At 31.7% G+C, this 17,015-nt stretch carries 14 protein-coding genes and 1 pseudogene; 1 reads left to right on the top strand and 14 read right to left on the bottom strand.

Going from position 1 to position 17,015, the window contains the following annotated elements; genetic code table 11:
• Positions 1-103: 103 nt before the first annotated feature.
• From AC2FB1_RS07085 to AC2FB1_RS07075, 3 genes are all read right to left on the bottom strand, one after another.
• Entirely contained in the window at positions 104-970 is an 867-nt protein-coding gene (locus AC2FB1_RS07085; protein WP_490674564.1) for a 2-oxoacid:ferredoxin oxidoreductase subunit beta, read from the bottom strand.
• Entirely contained in the window at positions 971-2,731 is a 1,761-nt protein-coding gene (locus AC2FB1_RS07080) for a 2-oxoacid:acceptor oxidoreductase subunit alpha (protein ID WP_490674563.1), read from the bottom strand.
• Between the two features lie 109 nt (positions 2,732-2,840).
• Complete coding sequence (locus AC2FB1_RS07075) at positions 2,841-3,635, bottom strand: TIGR00282 family metallophosphoesterase (protein WP_490674562.1); 795 nt, start codon at positions 3,633-3,635, stop codon at positions 2,841-2,843.
• A 153-nt stretch (positions 3,636-3,788) separates the two neighbouring features.
• On the opposite strand from AC2FB1_RS07075, the gene AC2FB1_RS07070 reads away from it, so the two are divergent.
• Positions 3,789-4,004, top strand: a complete 216-nt coding sequence (locus tag AC2FB1_RS07070; protein WP_490674561.1) for a hypothetical protein — start codon at positions 3,789-3,791, stop codon at positions 4,002-4,004.
• A 195-nt stretch (positions 4,005-4,199) separates the two neighbouring features.
• On the opposite strand, the gene rny is transcribed toward AC2FB1_RS07070, so the two are convergent.
• From rny to AC2FB1_RS07015, 11 genes and pseudogenes are all read right to left on the bottom strand, one after another.
• Complete coding sequence (gene rny, locus AC2FB1_RS07065; RefSeq protein ID WP_490674560.1) at positions 4,200-5,759, bottom strand: ribonuclease Y; 1,560 nt, start codon at positions 5,757-5,759, stop codon at positions 4,200-4,202.
• Positions 5,760-5,991: 232 nt separating this feature from the next.
• Positions 5,992-7,038 carry a recombinase RecA gene (gene recA / locus AC2FB1_RS07060; protein WP_490674559.1) on the bottom strand — a complete coding sequence of 349 codons (1,047 nt, stop codon included), beginning with the start codon at positions 7,036-7,038 and terminating at the stop codon, positions 5,992-5,994.
• Between the two features lie 163 nt (positions 7,039-7,201).
• Positions 7,202-8,341, bottom strand: coding sequence for a CinA family nicotinamide mononucleotide deamidase-related protein (locus tag AC2FB1_RS07055; protein WP_490674558.1), 1,140 nt, complete (start codon positions 8,339-8,341; stop codon positions 7,202-7,204).
• Between the two features lie 169 nt (positions 8,342-8,510).
• A complete protein-coding gene (gene pgsA, locus AC2FB1_RS07050; RefSeq protein WP_490674557.1) occupies positions 8,511-9,086 on the bottom strand; it encodes a CDP-diacylglycerol--glycerol-3-phosphate 3-phosphatidyltransferase in 576 nt (191 codons plus the stop codon).
• A gap of 32 nt (positions 9,087-9,118) precedes the next feature.
• On the bottom strand, positions 9,119-9,511 hold the full coding sequence (locus tag AC2FB1_RS07045; RefSeq protein ID WP_490674556.1) for a helix-turn-helix domain-containing protein: 393 nt from the start codon (positions 9,509-9,511) through the stop codon (positions 9,119-9,121).
• A gap of 20 nt (positions 9,512-9,531) precedes the next feature.
• On the bottom strand, positions 9,532-10,374 hold the full coding sequence (locus AC2FB1_RS07040) for a YmfK family protein (RefSeq protein WP_490674555.1): 843 nt from the start codon (positions 10,372-10,374) through the stop codon (positions 9,532-9,534).
• A gap of 118 nt (positions 10,375-10,492) precedes the next feature.
• On the bottom strand, positions 10,493-11,197 hold the full coding sequence (gene ymfI, locus AC2FB1_RS07035) for an elongation factor P 5-aminopentanone reductase (RefSeq protein WP_490674554.1): 705 nt from the start codon (positions 11,195-11,197) through the stop codon (positions 10,493-10,495).
• 2 nt (positions 11,198-11,199) lie between these two features.
• Positions 11,200-12,486, bottom strand: a complete 1,287-nt coding sequence (yfmH, locus tag AC2FB1_RS07030) for an EF-P 5-aminopentanol modification-associated protein YfmH (RefSeq protein WP_490674553.1) — start codon at positions 12,484-12,486, stop codon at positions 11,200-11,202.
• Positions 12,486-13,685 carry an EF-P 5-aminopentanol modification-associated protein YfmF gene (gene yfmF, locus AC2FB1_RS07025; RefSeq protein WP_490674566.1) on the bottom strand — a complete coding sequence of 400 codons (1,200 nt, stop codon included), beginning with the start codon at positions 13,683-13,685 and terminating at the stop codon, positions 12,486-12,488. The genes yfmH and yfmF overlap by 1 nt, the downstream gene beginning before the upstream one ends.
• A gap of 93 nt (positions 13,686-13,778) precedes the next feature.
• Positions 13,779-14,495 carry a GntR family transcriptional regulator gene (locus AC2FB1_RS07020; RefSeq protein ID WP_490674552.1) on the bottom strand — a complete coding sequence of 239 codons (717 nt, stop codon included), beginning with the start codon at positions 14,493-14,495 and terminating at the stop codon, positions 13,779-13,781.
• A 2-nt stretch (positions 14,496-14,497) separates the two neighbouring features.
• Positions 14,498-16,807 (bottom strand): annotated as a pseudogene (locus AC2FB1_RS07015) (DNA translocase FtsK); the annotation flags it as partial.
• Between the last annotated feature and the right edge of the window lie 208 nt (positions 16,808-17,015).

The following is a 17,015-nucleotide window of genomic DNA, read 5'->3' as shown; positions in this document are numbered from 1 at the left end:
CCCTGTAAAATACAGAGAATTAGCAGCCTAGAACATAGTGTTTTTATTAAGTTCCCATTTTAAGGGTTCAGTGCCATACTTTCAAGAATGTTTTTTTTAATTTTTATATAAATTGAGCAGTTAGGTCATTAAAGTCTTTTTCAGAAAGATGGATATCTCTTTTAGCTAATGCACTTTCATTTAATTCTTCAATTTGTGATTCATATGAAGGTGTTGTTGTATCTTGATACACAATGCCTTTAACCAATGATTCATGTTCCAATACAGTTTTCATTGCTAATTGTTTATCAGTTGGATCATAATTTTCAATCTCTTCTATACTAGTTAAGTGTTCTTTAAACCAATCATATGTGTTCACTTTATTATATGTTACACATGGAGAGAATACATTAACAAATGAGAAACCATCATGCTTAATTGCATCTTCAATTAATTTTGTCAGTGCTTTAATATCACTTGAAAAACCTTGCGCTACAAATGTAGCACCTGACGATAGTGCTAATTCTAACGGCGCAACATTTTTTTCTATATTTCCTTTTGGAGTTGATTTAGTTACAAAACCAACCGCAGAAGATGGAGAAGTTTGACCTTTAGTTAGACCATAAATTTGATTATCCATAACAATATAAGTCATATTCATATTACGGCGTAATGCATGAATGGTATGACCCATACCAATAGCATAACCATCACCGTCACCACCTGAAGCAATGACTGTTAGGTCTTTATTAGCCATTTTCACTCCCTGTGCAAGAGGTAACGCACGACCGTGAATACCATGTACTCCATATGAGTTAATATAACCTGACAAACGGCCAGAACAACCAATTCCTGTAATTAATGCTACTTCTTCAGGTTCTAATCCTATATTTGCTGCGGCTTTCTGAATGGCAGCTTGTACTGAGAAGTCTCCACATCCTGGGCACCAGTTTGGCTTCACATTATTTCTAAAATCTTTAAATGTAGCCAATTACATCATCTCCTTCATATCTTTAACTACTGAAAGTCCTTTTCTTTCTATTTCATGTGGTAAGAAAGGTGTACCATCGTATTTAGTTTGATTCACTAATTTGTCTTGTATAACTGTATTCATTTTTAAGATATTTGATAATTGTCCTTGATAATTGTGCTCAGCTACTATGACTTTTGAAGCTTTATCAATAGCTTGTTGGATAATATCTTTTGGTAATGGATGAAGTTGACGAATTTGCATCGTATTGACTTTAATTCCAATATTATTTAATCTTTTACTTCCTTCTTCAATTGCACCTTTACTTGAAATAAATCCGATATATAAAATATCTGCTTTCTCATGCTTTTCATTATAATGCACAGGTTTTTCAATAAGTAAGTTCGCAGTTTTACTCATACGTTTTTCCATTTGTTCACGTCTATTGTCAGCAGCTTCACTTGGCTTACCTTCTTGGTTATGCTCAACACCAGTAACATGGTGAATGCCACCTTTAACACCAGGAATTGGGCGTTGTGACACTCCAGATGATGTAAGTGCGTAACGTTTAAAGTATGATTTATCATCTTTATCGCGTACAATATCTGATTGAATAATTTCTCCACGTTTAATTTGAATTCTATTATAATCAAGTTGTTTTACTGTTTGTTTACCTAATGACAGTTGCAAATCACTTAATACGATAACTGGGCATTGATATTCTTCAGCTAAATTAAAAGCTTCCATAGTTAAATAAAACGCATCTTCAGCATCAGTTGGTGCTACTACAATCTTAGGTATATCACCATGCGTGCCGTATATCATTTGCATTAAATCTGATTGTTCTTGTTTTGTAGGTAATCCAGTTGAAGGACCTCCACGTTGTGTATTAACGATGACTAATGGTGTTTCCGTCATTCCTGACAAACCAATGGCTTCCATCATTAAAGATAAACCTGGTCCTGCACTTGCAGTAAATGCTCTCACTCCTGCATAATTAGCACCAATTGCCATATTTGCTGCAGCAATTTCATCTTCAGTTTGTACCACTGTTCCTCCTACTTTAGGAACATTCGCAATCATATACTCCATGATTTCTGAAGCAGGTGTAATTGGATAGGCTGCCATAAATCTTGAACCAGCTGAAATTGCACCTAATCCAATAGCATCGTTACCAATCATGTATAAATGTGGAGTTCCCTCACTATCTTCTAAAAGATAGTCTCCATTTATTGTATCTAGTTTATCTTTCATTAACTCATAGCCTCGATGAAGTGCTTCAACATTCATTTCAACTACTTTTTGCCCTTTCTTGGCAAACATATTTGTTATTAACGTTTCAAACGTTGTTGTATCTAAATTCATTACAGCACAAGTAGCACCTACTGCTACCATATTCTTCATTAGTGCCGTTCCTAATTCTTTAGCCGTTAATGTTAATGGTAATTCAATAAGTTGAGCACGACAATCATCTGGTTTAGAAGGTTTAGCTTTAGCATCTGCAATAATAATACTATCTTCTCTCATTTCATGATGATTTAATTCAATTGTCTCTTGATCAAATGCAACTAAAATATCTAAATCATCACTAATTGCATGAACTGGAGAAGTTGAGACTCTTATTTTATTATTTGTATGACCGCCTTTAATTCGGCTTGAGAAATGTCGATATCCATATAAATAATAACCTTTTCGATTCATTGCAGTAGCAAATATTTCTCCAGTTGACTCAATACCTTCACCTTGTTGTCCGCCCACTTTCCATGATATTTGTGGTTTCATATCATTAGCCTCCTGTGGAATTAATTCATACTAAATCATAACAAAAATAACCACCGTCTTACTATGTCAACAGTGGCTTTTATTTAAATTCATACTAATGGACTATAAACTATTTATCAAAAGGATGATCCTCATTGATTAAAATACGTTCTATATATTTTGTTTTTCCATCTTTATCTAAGTCTATAATAACACCTGAAAGTACACTTCTACCATTATCAGGCACTACATGACGTTGTGGTAAACTTGTAATAAAACGCTTAATAACTTCATCACGATTAATCCCTAGTATTCCATCATAATAACCAGTCATACCAACATCTGTAATATAACCTGTACCGTTAGGTAAAATACGTTCATCTGAGGTTTGAATATGAGTATGTGTTCCTACAACAACACTCACTCTTCCATCTAAATACCAACCCATTGCATTTTTCTCTGAAGTCGTTTCTGCATGAAAATCTACAAAAATATAATTTGTTTCTTTTTTAGCTTCTTCTATTAATTGATCTGCCTTTTTAAATGGATCATCAATATCTTGCATAAATGATCGTCCTTGCAAGTTAATAATAGCGACTTTAATATCATTCACCTGAATAAAACGCATCCCAATACCTGGCGCTTCATTTGGAAAATTAGCAGGTCTTATCATTCTTTTAGCATCATCGATAAAGTCATAAATTTCTCTTTGACCATATGTATGATTCCCCATTGTCATAAAATCCACGCCATCTCTAAGCAATTGTTTATATAATTTCTCAGTTAAACCTTTTCCATGAGCAGCATTTTCTGCATTAACAATACTCAGTGTAGGTCTATAAGCTTGCTTTAATTTAGGTAGATATTCAGCAATTGCGTTTCTACCTATTTTTCCTACAATATCTCCAATAAATAAAATTCGCATTCATGTTCATCCTCTCACAATATAGTTTAATTGAAATAACTATATAATTAAAGAGAGAGTTTTATAATTTTTTAAATTGTAGAGTCTTAACTTTAGCATGTATACAGCATATGTTATTATAATATTATAAACATTTAGGAGTTGTATAATTTAATGTCAATTAATATCGATCCAGAAAAATTTGCAGAACTAGTTGTAAAAGCAAACCCATCCAAATCAGAAGATGCAGAAGATATGGCTAAAGAAAGCTTAGAATTATATGTTAATGCCTATCGTTTAGCAGAAAGATATTCTAATATTGCTACAAATTGTTATGATACTGCTGAAATTCTTTCTGAAGTCAAAAAAACAGATTTACAACTTAAATAAAAAAAGAGCCTGAGACAACTCATGATGTCTCAGGCTCTTTAACATATTGGCAGTGGATAAGTGAATTGAAACTTCACTTGTATCAAACTTTCTCAACACTAATCCTTGGTACCGAGATAAAACGACGAATTCAAAATGAATTCTGTCCTAATCCCCTTTTTAGTAATCAATGAGCCCCTATTTAATTTTTAAAGATTACTTCGCATACTCTACTACTCTAGTCTCCCTAACAACTGTCACTTTAATATGTCCTGGATATTGTAATTCTTCTTCAATTTGATTTTTTATATCTCTAGCTAATCGATAAGATTTTAAATCATCTATTTCTTCAGGAGAAACAATAACTCTAATCTCTCTACCAGCTTGAATTGCGAATGCTTTTTCAACACCTTCATAACTTTCTGAAAGTGTTTCTAAGCGTTCTAATCTACGAATATAATTTTCAAGTGTTTCTTTACGTGCTCCTGGACGTGCTGCTGATAATGCATCTGCAGCTGCTACTAAAATTGAAATAATTGATGTTGGTTCAACGTCCCCATGATGTGAATGAATCGCATTAATTACTGTTTCAACTTCACCGTATTTCTTAGCTAATTCAACACCAATTTCCACATGGCTACCTTCAACTTCATGATCAATTGCTTTACCTACATCATGTAGTAAACCAGCTCTTTTTGCTAAACTAACATCTTCGCCTAATTCAGCAGCTAACATTCCAGAAAGATGTGCGACTTCCATAGAATGTTTTAAGACATTTTGACCATAACTTGTTCTGTAGTTTAGACGACCTAAAATTTTCACTAAATCTGGATGCATATTATGAACATTAATTTCAAATGTTGCTTGTTCTCCTGCATCTCTAATGATATCATCCACTTCTTTTCTAGCCTTGTCTACCATTTCTTCGATACGACCTGGATGGATTCTACCATCAGATACTAAATTCACTAATGCAGTTCTAGCGATTTCACGTCTAATTGGATCAAATCCAGATAAAATCACTGCTTCAGGAGTATCATCAATAATCAAGTCGATACCTGTTAACGTTTCTAAAGTACGAATGTTTCTACCTTCTCTACCAATAATTCGACCTTTCATCTCATCATTTGGTAAATTAACTACTGAAACAGTTGATTCCGTTGTATGATCAGCAGCTAATCTTTGTACAGTAGTAGCTAATAATTCTTTGGCTGTTTTATTAACTTTTTCTTTAGCTTCTCTTTCCTTTTCCTTAACAAGTACTGCAATATCTTGTGACAGTTCTTCTTCTACTCTATGAAGTTGCTCATTAACTGCTTCTTCTTGAGTGAGACCGGAGATGCGTTCTAATTCTTGTTCATGCTTCATTATTAACGTCTGAACACTACTCTCTTTTGCATCTACTTGTTGTTGTCTTTCTTCAATTTTGGATTCTTTTTGATCTAAAATCTCGTCTTTTTTATCTAATAATTCTGATTTACGATCTAAATTTTCCTCTTTTTGAAGAATTCGGGCTTCTTGTCTTTGAAGCTCACTACGTCTTTCACGTAGTTCTGTTTCAACTTGTTCTCTAATAATTTGATTTTCTTCTTTTGCCTCTAATAATTTTTCTTTTTTGATATTATCTGCTTCTTTTTGTCCTTGTTTGATAATATCATTAGCAGTTTGTCTAGCTTGAATTTGCTTTTGATGTAATATATTTCGGGCTAAAAAATACCCTACAACAACCCCTAGAATGATCCCCAGCAAAATGAGTAGGAGGTCTAATAAATTCACATAAACACCTCCTTTTTCTAGGTATTTGCTTGTATATTAAAATCTCAATGATTTTTTATAAATTGTATAAATAATATACATATTAATTGTACGTTTATGTACTCATCAGTGTCAAGATATGAAATTTCATCGCATATACTTATAAAAGAAAGAGAGTGACACTGAACTCATTTTGAATTCATTATTCACTCTCACACAACATAATTTTAATCAAAGCATTAAGAATTAGATATTATTCTTCATCAAATAATGTTTCTGATGATTTATCTTCACTTTCTTCAACATCACCATCAAAAATACCTAGTTTTTCACGTAATTTACGATCGATTTCATCTTTAATTTGAGGGTTTTCTTTAAGATATGTTTTAACATTTTCTTTACCTTGACCCATTCTCTCACCATTATATGAGTACCAAGCACCAGACTTATCAACAATATCATTTTCTACACCTAAGTCGATTAATTCGCCCTCTTTTGAAATACCTTGACCATACATGATGTCTACTTCAGCAATTCTAAATGGTGGTGCTACTTTATTTTTAACAACTTTAATTTTAGTTCTGTTACCTACAATATCTTGACCTTGTTTTAATTGTTCTGCACGACGTACTTCTAAACGCACTGAACTATAAAATTTTAATGCTCTACCACCTGGTGTAGTTTCTGGGTTACCAAACATTACACCAACTTTTTCACGGATTTGGTTAATAAAAATAGCTGTAGTATTTGATTTTGAAATTGCACCAGAAAGTTTACGTAAAGCTTGAGACATTAGACGTGCTTGAAGACCAACATGCGTATCTCCCATTTCACCTTCAATTTCAGCTTTAGGAGTTAAAGCAGCAACCGAGTCTACAACGACAATATCAACCGCTCCACTTCTTACGAAAGCTTCTGCAATTTCTAAACCTTGTTCACCATGGTCAGGTTGAGAAAGATATAGATTATCTATATCGACACCTAATGCTTCAGCATATACCGGATCAAGTGCATGTTCAGCATCGATAAACGCAGCGACCCCTCCGTTTTTTTGCACTTCAGCAATAGCATGAAGTGCTACTGTTGTTTTACCAGAACTTTCAGGACCGTATATTTCAATAATTCTTCCTTTAGGATAACCTCCTACACCTAGAGCATTATCTAAAGTAACTGAACCACTTGATACACTAGATACACGACGACCTTTATTATCGCCTAATTTCATTACTGCACCCTTACCAAAGGATTTTTCCATATTTTTTATAACTGTATCTAAAGCTTTTTGACGATCATTATCCAAAGCGAAACCTCCTATATGAGATAGTTATCTATTTAATATTATACTCTTAAATCTATTCAGACACAAGCATTTTGCGAATATTTGTTCGTATAAAAAAGAACGCAAAACACAAAATCGAACAAATGTACCCTAAAGTATAACTATTTTTCAATTTAAATGCATTTTAGTGCCAATTTAATAATCTTATTAATACATAATTTTGACTTCTGTTATGAAGTAGATTTCTTGATTGTGCCATTTTAAACGTAGTCATTTTAAAATTATCTTTTGTATTCATTGCTAGATAAACATTCTCATTTTCATGTAATATAGCTATACCCATTTCAGTTTTATATAAATCTTTCACATATGATGAAGCCTCTCTTAATTGCATTTCAATATTTGACAGATGATTTAAAAATATATCATTATCAGGTAACATTCCTTTTAATATATTTTGTTTATCAAAGCGTTTTAAACGAGTATAAATTGCTCCATCAGTTACCCCATCATATATACTTACTGTTGAATTCATTTGTTCCATTACAGATTGTTCTAATAATATGTCATCTGAGCCATAGTAAAATTGACCAATTCTTGCAAGTATTTCCTCTTTTATAGGCTGAATCAATGTTTTACATTCGCTTTGTGTAGAAGCATTTGCTGTTAATCTAATGTATACTTCATGTTTCCCTGCTAACGGAGCTATTGTAGGATTAGTTTGTTTTTCAATTAAATCCATGAGTTCTGTTTCAATTTTTGATTCCCCAATTCCTGCAAATCTAAGTTGTTCTGAAAAAATAGTATTGTCATTATCTATAAGTAATGGAAGCAATTCATTTTTAGCCATAGGTTGCATTTCGCTTGGTGGACCAGGTAACATAATTACTTTTTTATCATTAATTTTAATAAACATCCCCGGAGCCATACCATAATGATTTTTTAATACTTTTGCTCCTTCTACCACAAGTGCTTGTCGCTTATTGTTAAGTGTCATTTCTTGATCTTGTTCTTTAAAAAAATCTTCAATATAATTTAATGCATCTTCGTCAAGTACTAGATTTTTGTTTAATACTTTTGCTACTGTATGTTTAGTTAAATCATCTTTAGTTGGTCCCAATCCACCAGTTAGTACTAATGTATCAAATCTTTTCAACCCTTCTTTAATAATAAATTCTAATCGGTCAGGATTATCACCAATTACTGTATGTTCAACTACATTCTTTCCAATTTGATTAAAAAGTTTTGATAAATATTGGCCATTTGTATTTGCTATTTGACCTAATAGTAATTCTGAACCTACTGCTATGATAGATATATTCATCTTTCCCTCTCCCTTATGTAATCTTAATTTATATTTTATACTTAATCGATTCTACATTCTAAAAAATAACTCAAAAGAATGAGATGAAGATGACATATTAAAAATACCTGAGACGTTTAATTATGTCTCAGGCTCCTTATTACATTTTTACTTTATTTGATTATAATTTTTATTGCTTAAACACATCTCTACCTTTATAGAAATATTCAATTCCTGATAATATTGTAAAGAATACGCCAATGTATAATAACACTTGACCTAATTGGAATCCAATCCAGTTTGCGAATAAATCACCCAGTAGAATCCAAATAATTGCTACCATTGTAACAGCAGTTTTAATTTTACCTAATTGACCTGCTGCACTCACAAATCCTTGTTCAATTTGAAGTAAACGTAAACCTGTAACCGCAAACTCACGAGCAATGATAATAATCGCTACAACTGAATTAGTTAATCCTAATTGTACCATAACAATAAGAGCACTAGAAACTAATAATTTATCCGCTAATGGATCTAAAAATTTGCCCATATTTGTCACAAGTTGCCATTTTCTAGCTAAATAACCATCTAAAAAATCACTTAAAGAAGCTACAATAAAAATAATAGCAGCAATAAGTTGCTCTATTCTTATTTCATATCCACCTAATACAGATACACTTCCAAAACCAAAGTTTACTAGAGCAAATAATATAAATACTGGAATCAAAATCACTCTAAAAACTGTAATCTGGTTAGGTATATTCATTTTAATACCTCATTTCTTAATTTATATGTAAATTATATTAATAATACTGCTAATATCCATACAATAAAAGTAATAATTACAACAATACTAATCATAATCAATAATTGAATAGGTTCTTTACTTTTAGTTCGATATTTAGGCACTTCGTTATGCCGATAATGATGTAAAAGTGTATCGAGTTGATTGTGTTGAATAGGAATTTCTTCATGATGAACGTTAATGAGTTGATTGACATCCATATTCACTACACTTGCATAACGTCTAATAAAACCTTCAGCGTAGTCCACTTTGGCAAGTTTATCAAATTTATTCTCTTCAATATATTGTAACGTTTCACGTTTTAATTGTGTACGTTGTTCTAGTTCTGTTAATGTCATTCCTAATCTTTCTCTTCTACCTTTTAAGGCTTCACCAATTGTTTTCACTTTTGACACCTCCACCCTCATTACTCAAAAAAACCAAAGCCACCACCAAACACATCTTCTCTAAAGTCTAATGTATTTTTGCTTTTGATTGCTTGTTGTTTAACTTGTTGTTTCATATGATCATATTCAATTTTTTGATGCACATGTTCACGTAGTTCGATAATATAATCAAAATCTTCAATGCTATATTGACTTGTTTCTATAAATAAGTCTGGATGCTCAACAACTTTTATTGATGGTAATGTCATCACTTCTTCAACTAACTGTTGATGTTTAGGATTTGTTTCTCTAGCAGTTACCGCGCCATCAATAATATAAACGTGATTAGCATCATATTCACCTTTTATAAGAGAGCTACGAACTGTCTGTTTGATTAATGTTGAACTTATAAATAACCATCTCTTATGTGCACAGACACTACCAGCAACAATTGATTCTGTCTTTCCAACACGTGGCATACCTCTAATACCTATTAACTTATGACCATTTTCTTTAAATAATTCTGCTAAAAAGTCGACAAGTAAACCCAAGTCTTCACGTTCAAAACGAAATGTTTTTTTGTCATCTGCATCTTGTTCAATATAACGACCATGACGCACTGCTAAACGATCGCGTAGTTCTGGAATTCTTAACTTCGTTATTTCTATTTCTTTTAATTCATGAATGATATTTTCAAAACGTGTGACTTTTTCAAGACTATCTGTCTTAATGAGTAATCCACGGCGTCCTTGATCAACACCATTTATAGTGACAATACTAATACCTAACATACCAAGTAAACTGGATACATCACCTAAAAGTCCAGGTCGATTAACAATAATTTCGTATTCTAAATACCATTCCTTTTTTTTAGCAATAGTCATTTAATTCGCCCCTTGTTTAAATACAATTCAATATATTCTCCTTATGTAATTACATTTATTATATCATTGATTATAAAAAACGAATCATCAAATCTGTATTTAAACTTTAGAACACTATTTAAATATACCAGCCACCATTAACTTTTTGAACTGTTCCTGTAATACTCTTAGCATTAGGATGCCATAAATAAGCGCACACATGTGCGACTTCTTGTGGAGCTATCATTCTTTGTTGTGGTAGTTCAGATAAAATAACTGCTTTTTCTTCATCACTAAATGCTTTAGCCATACGTCCTGAAACAAATCCAGGAGCTACAGCATTCACAGTGACATTCGTCAATGCTAATTCTTGACTGAGGGCCTTTACAAATCCAATCTGAGCACTCTTCATCGCAGAATAAACGGTTTCCATACTTGCTCCCGTTTCGCCCCAAATTGAAGATATAACGATAATTCTACCATTTGAACTTTTTCGTAATATATCAATGAAATATCGACAGCATCGAATTAACTGTTTGACATGAATATGATAGGATTCATCTATATCTTTATCTTTCATATCTTGTAACATCCCATATAATGACGTACCACTACTATAAATTAAACAGTCTAAATGGTTTATACGACTAAATATATCATTTAAATTAATATCTTGAGTCAAATCCATTTGAATGAATTCTACCGCTTTACCTTTATACTTCTTTTCCAAAGATGAGATATCAGATTGATAATATTGAAGTATAACGTCATATCCTTCTTTTAATAAACGATCTACAATGGCACTACCAATACTACCTGAACCACCAAATACTAATGCTTTCATATTTAATCTATCTCCAAGCGACTATCAACAAGATGATCAATATTTAGATATTGTTTAGCAGTTTCATTAATACTGTCTAATGTAATATTTTCCACAATGTCTAGCATATCAAATACACTTACACCCTCAAAATACAATTTTGCATATTGATTTGCAATATATTCTGGGGAATTCAAACTGGAGATAAATTCACCAATAAACTGCTTTTTCAATAATTCAAACGCTTCAGAATCTTTTAAATGACCTCTATATTTCTTTAATTCATTAAGTAGCCTATCTTTTAATTGATTTGGCTTATGAGTAGCACTTGTAATGATTGAGAAACTATAAGTGGGTTCAAGAACAAATTGATATCCAAATGAATCATCAATTAAATCATCATTAAGAAGAGATTGATAGAAATCTGTTTCTTCACCAAAGACTAATTCAAAAAATAAAGTCATTTCTAAATCTCTTTGAACATATTTCTCAGGTATTTCATCCAAAGGTTCATTTTTAAAGCCTAACATTAAACGCGGAGACTGTAATTTCATTTTTTCAGATACAAATGATTGAACCACTTCACTTGGTTCTTTTATCTCCCCTCTTTGGATAGGAGGTTGACTTGTTTTATGACGACGATTTTCATGTTCTTCAATAACGTTACAAATACGTTCAGGATCCACATCTCCTACGACAAATAATACCATATTTGATGGATGATAAAATGTTTCATAACAAAAGTATAAATCATCTTTAGTGATACTATAAATACTTTCAACACTACCTGCAATATCTACTTTAATTGGATGATGATGATACATTGCACGTAATGTATTAAACATGATTTTATATCCTGGTTGCTCTTGATACATTTTAATTTCTTCAGCAATAATTCCCTTTTCTTTGTCTACTGTCTCTTTTGAAAAATAAGGGGTTTCCACCATATCAAGCAAACGTAGAATATTACGTTCAACTTGATCTGTTGCACTAAACAAATAACTTGTTCGATCAAAACTCGTAAATGCATTGACTTGAGCATTATCATTGGCAAATGCAGTAAATAAATCTTCATCATCGTCTTTTTCAAATAACTTATGTTCTAAAAAATGTGCTACTCCATCTGGTACAGTCACATATTGTTCTTTGTTATATGGTTTAAATGTATTATCTAATGAACCAAATTGAGTTGTATAGGTTACATATGTTTTTTGAAATCCTTTTTTAGGAATCACAAATAAGCGTAATCCATTATTTAACTCATGTTTATAAACACGCTCATCAATTAATTTATAATATTGTTCTTGCACTATAATTGTCCTCCTTTCGTTAACACGTATATCGTATCTAAATAGGCTTGATTTGCCATTTTAACGACATCTTCTTTAGTCACTTTATTAATTAATTCCATATATTCTTTATCCGATTGAGGCTGATTTAAAAGTAATTGATTTTGCATGACTTCAATAATACCTTTAGGTCTATCTGCAATTTCTTGTCGTTGTGAAATGATGATTTTTTTAGCTAATGCTAATTTTTCTTCAGAGAAATCTCCAACTTTAAATTTTTCAAATTCTGCAATAATTGTATTTTTTGCAATGTCATATTTATCAACAGCTACGCCACTTAATACAAACAAATAGCCATTTTTCCCATCCAATTGTGAATGAATAGAATAAGCTAAACTTTGTTTTTCACGTACTTCATTAAATAATACTGAGGAAGGGTCGCCACCAAACATAGTATTTAATACGACAAGTGCATAGTAATCTTCATTGCCATAATGAGTTGGAAAGCGATAACCTAAATTTAATTTAGCTTGATCAACTGTGTCCTCTTCAATTATCGTTTCGACAGATTGAGAAGTATAGTCGGTATTTAAATTATGTTGAAAGTCAATCGTAGCCGAGCCAAGATTAAATGAGTTTTCTATAAGTGATTTAACTTCTTTTTCATTTACATTTCCCACTACATATACTGAACACATATCATTATTTATCATAGATTTATATGTATCATACAAACTTTCATTTGTAATATGCTCAATATTTTCTATTTGCCCTATAGCTAAATATCGATAAGCTTCATTTTTGAACATATATTTTAATAAATTAATAAATGAATATTGCGCCTTATTGTCAATCATTGCTTCTATTTTTTTATGTAATAATGATTTTTCTTGAGTAACAAATATAGGATTGAATGAATTATTCTCAATAAGTGGATTCATGATGACTTCTTTTAATAAATTCAAACCTTTTTCAAATAATGGTGTATTATCTTTAAGATAACGTTCATTTACAATTTCTAAAGAAATAGTAATAACATGTTTATCCTTAAACTTAGAAACAAAGCTATTAATATAGGCGCCGTAAAGCTCTGATAATTGTTTATTAAAATCTTTATCTGTTGGCCATTTTTTTGTAGCACGAACCAATACTTTACTTAGTAATGAACGATCAGTAATCGTTTCGTAATCAAGTGGTGCCATAAATTTAATTGTAATCATAGTTGTTTTAAATTTCTCAGTTGGAAGAATATCAATATGTATTTGACGATTAGTATGTTGTTTCAAAATAATCGATCGCTCCTTTAACTGTTATTAAATTTTTGTACGTGTTAATTTAAACTTCACTAAGCTGCTTTTTATATAATTTAATGAGTATAAAATAGGTTTACCCATTTCATCGTAATGTACAACCTTTAATAACATTAGTCCCTCATGCGGTTCCACATTTAATATACTAGAAATATGAGGTTCATAGCTGACGGCTTCAATTTCAGTTTCAGCAGAAGCTACCTTATGACCCGTATTAAGTTCAATTGCGTTAAGCATTGATCCATCACTTTCTTGATATTCTGTACAAGTTAAGTGATGTTCAGCAATTTTATCTAAACAATAAATAACTGGATGATGATTGGCAGTACGTAGTCTTTCAATAATTTTTATAGGCTGTTTATCTTCAATATCTAACATTTTTGCATCTAGTAAAGAAGCGGGTTGTTGTTCTAAACTCAAATATTCTGTACTTGCTTCATATCCCGCTTTTTTAATCATTTCACTAATACTAAATAATTTATTTAAAGGATAGTAAAAGGGACGAAGAGCCTTTATACTTGTTCCTTCTTCAAAATTATCAGTCAAAACTTGTTCTGTAATAAGTTCTCCAATTGCTTCATAGACATCATCTGTTTTAACGTTAACTTCTCTAGCAATAGATAAATTGCTAGGAAGTTTATCGCCAGGTTTTAAAGAATGATCTTTTATTTTATTAAAAATATATTCTTTAACTCTAAAAACTGAGTTTAATTCCGTCATACTCACACCTCTTCATTCTCAAAATCTATTAAAACTTGTCTTGGTTTACTGCCTTTTTGTGGGCCAATAACATTATTTCGTTCTAAATCATCCATTAATCTTGATGCACGATTATATCCGATTCTAAATTGTCTTTGTAGCAGCGACGTACTTGCTTTTTGTTTCTCAATTACAAAAGCGTATGCATCATCATATAAAGCATCTTCACTTTTCATTTCTGATTTATCTACAGGAGCGTCAGGTTCCATTTCTTTTACATAATTTGCTTTTTGTTGTTCAACTACATAATTCACAACTTCTTGTACTTCTTGATCACTTAAAAATGCACCTTGAACACGTGTCTGCGTAGATTCGCCATTACCAACATAAAGCATGTCACCTTTACCTAATAACTTTTCTGCTCCCCCAGAACCTATGATTGTTCTAGAGTCTGTTTGTGAACTTACAGCAAAAGCAATTCTTGAAGGGATATTATTTTTAATAATACCTGTAATAACATCCACAGAAGGACGTTGAGTTGCTACAATTAAATGAATACCCGCTGCACGAGCCATTTGTGTAATACGCTGTATTGCATTTTCAACTTCTTTACCTGCCACCATCATTAAATCTGCTAATTCATCAACAATGACAACAATATAAGGAAGTTCTGATTGCTTCTCATCAAGTTCTTCATTTTGTCGTCTGATAAATTGGTTGTATCCTTCAATATTTCTTGTAGACGAATGTTGGAATAAATCATAACGACGTTCCATTTCAGCCACAATTTTTTCTAATGCCTGTGAAGCTTTATGAGGATTTGTTACAACTGGTATTAATAAATGGGGAACACCATTATATACATTTAATTCTACCATTTTAGGATCAATTAACATTAATTTTACTTCGTGTGGCTTAGCATTTAATAAAATACTCGTAATAATACCATTAATGCATACTGATTTACCACTGCCTGTAGAACCAGCCACTAATAGATGAGGTGTTTCATTCAATTCAATGGTCATTGGTTCTCCAGAAATATCACGCCCTAGACCCACTTCCAATTTATTTTTTGCTGGAAACTTAGATTCTAAAACTTCCTTTAGTGTAACTAAAGAAATTTTATCATTTGGAACCTCAATACCTACAGCTGAACGTCCAGGTATAGGCGCTTCAATACGAATGTCTTTCGCAGCAAGTGCTAGAGCAATATCATTATGCAAATTAACAATTTTATTTACTTTAACACCTTGGGCAGGTTGAACTTCATATTGAGTGACTGCTGGACCAATTTTGATTTGAGTTACTTTAGCATTAACTCCGAAGTTTTTCATGGTTGATTCTAATATTTGACCTTTACGTTGCACTTCAGCTCTTGAAGTTGTTGTTTGCTTTGATGGTTGTTTAAGTAATGATAACGGAGGAATATGATATGCTACATTTCCGACTTCTCCCGCTTCTGTAATTGAACTATTACTCGTATCGTTATCATTTGATGTATGTGTTGTTTTATCCTTTTTCATAGAAGGTGATGGAGAGCTATGAGAAGATTCTTTATCCTGAATGTCTATGTCAAATTGACGTTTCTTACGTTTAGGTCGTATTTGTTCTTCATTCGTTGATGCATGATGACTATATATAGGTATATCTTCAGGTTGTTGTTTCACTTCTGGGAAGTCACTCACATCCTTAATAACTTCATTTTCTCTTTGTTGTTCTTCTAATTCTCTTTGTTGTGCTAACGCTTGACGCTGTTCTTCTTTTTCACGTAATCGTTCTTCTCTTCTAATCTTATTTGCTTCTCTTTTTTCTTTTAAAGTAGATGAGGCATTCTGTGTAGAACGTTTGAAATGATCAATTGTATTTCTCGCTACATCTCTATGATGTAATTTTAGTAATAGAATAATACTTGATGTCAGTAACATCAAAGTCACTATGATGATCCCAGCAATAGAGATTAAAGGTACAAATAGTTTTAATAAATAAAAACCTATAATGCCTCCACCGAAATTTGGAAAATGGGTATGTTCATAAGACTTATAGACGTAAGATAACACCGGTTCTCTTTTCGCAACTTGTCCTTTAGAAAAGTAATACATAAGTTGAGATACGATAAGTAATACAAATTGTAATAAAATGAGTCCGAATGTACGACGTGTTTTGGGAAAATGTCTTTGCATTGCAATATAAATAGTAATTAGACTTACTAAAATATATGTAAGATAACGACTTGAGCCAAATAAATAATTGAAAAAACTATCAATCATTCTACCAACAAGACCTAATTGAAACATTCCTAAAACAGATATAATCACAATAATAATAGCAACAATAAATCTTATAGAACTATCTGTTTTTTTTTGCTTTTTCTTTTTAGTTTGACGTGCTTTCGTTTTTGTCTTTGAATTTGTTTTTCTAGCCGTGGTTTTTTTCTTAGTTCGTGGCAAATGTTACACCTTCTTTTATTTTTAATTATAAAAATGACATTTTCAAAAATATAAAAAAATGTAAGTTATGTATTAGAGTTAAAAGTATGAAAGA

This window comes from Staphylococcus sp. CoH_129_LAB_1 (genome assembly GCF_058191515.1).
The sequence above is the reverse complement of the archived record's forward strand: the minus strand, read 5'-3'. Positions and strand labels throughout refer to the sequence as shown.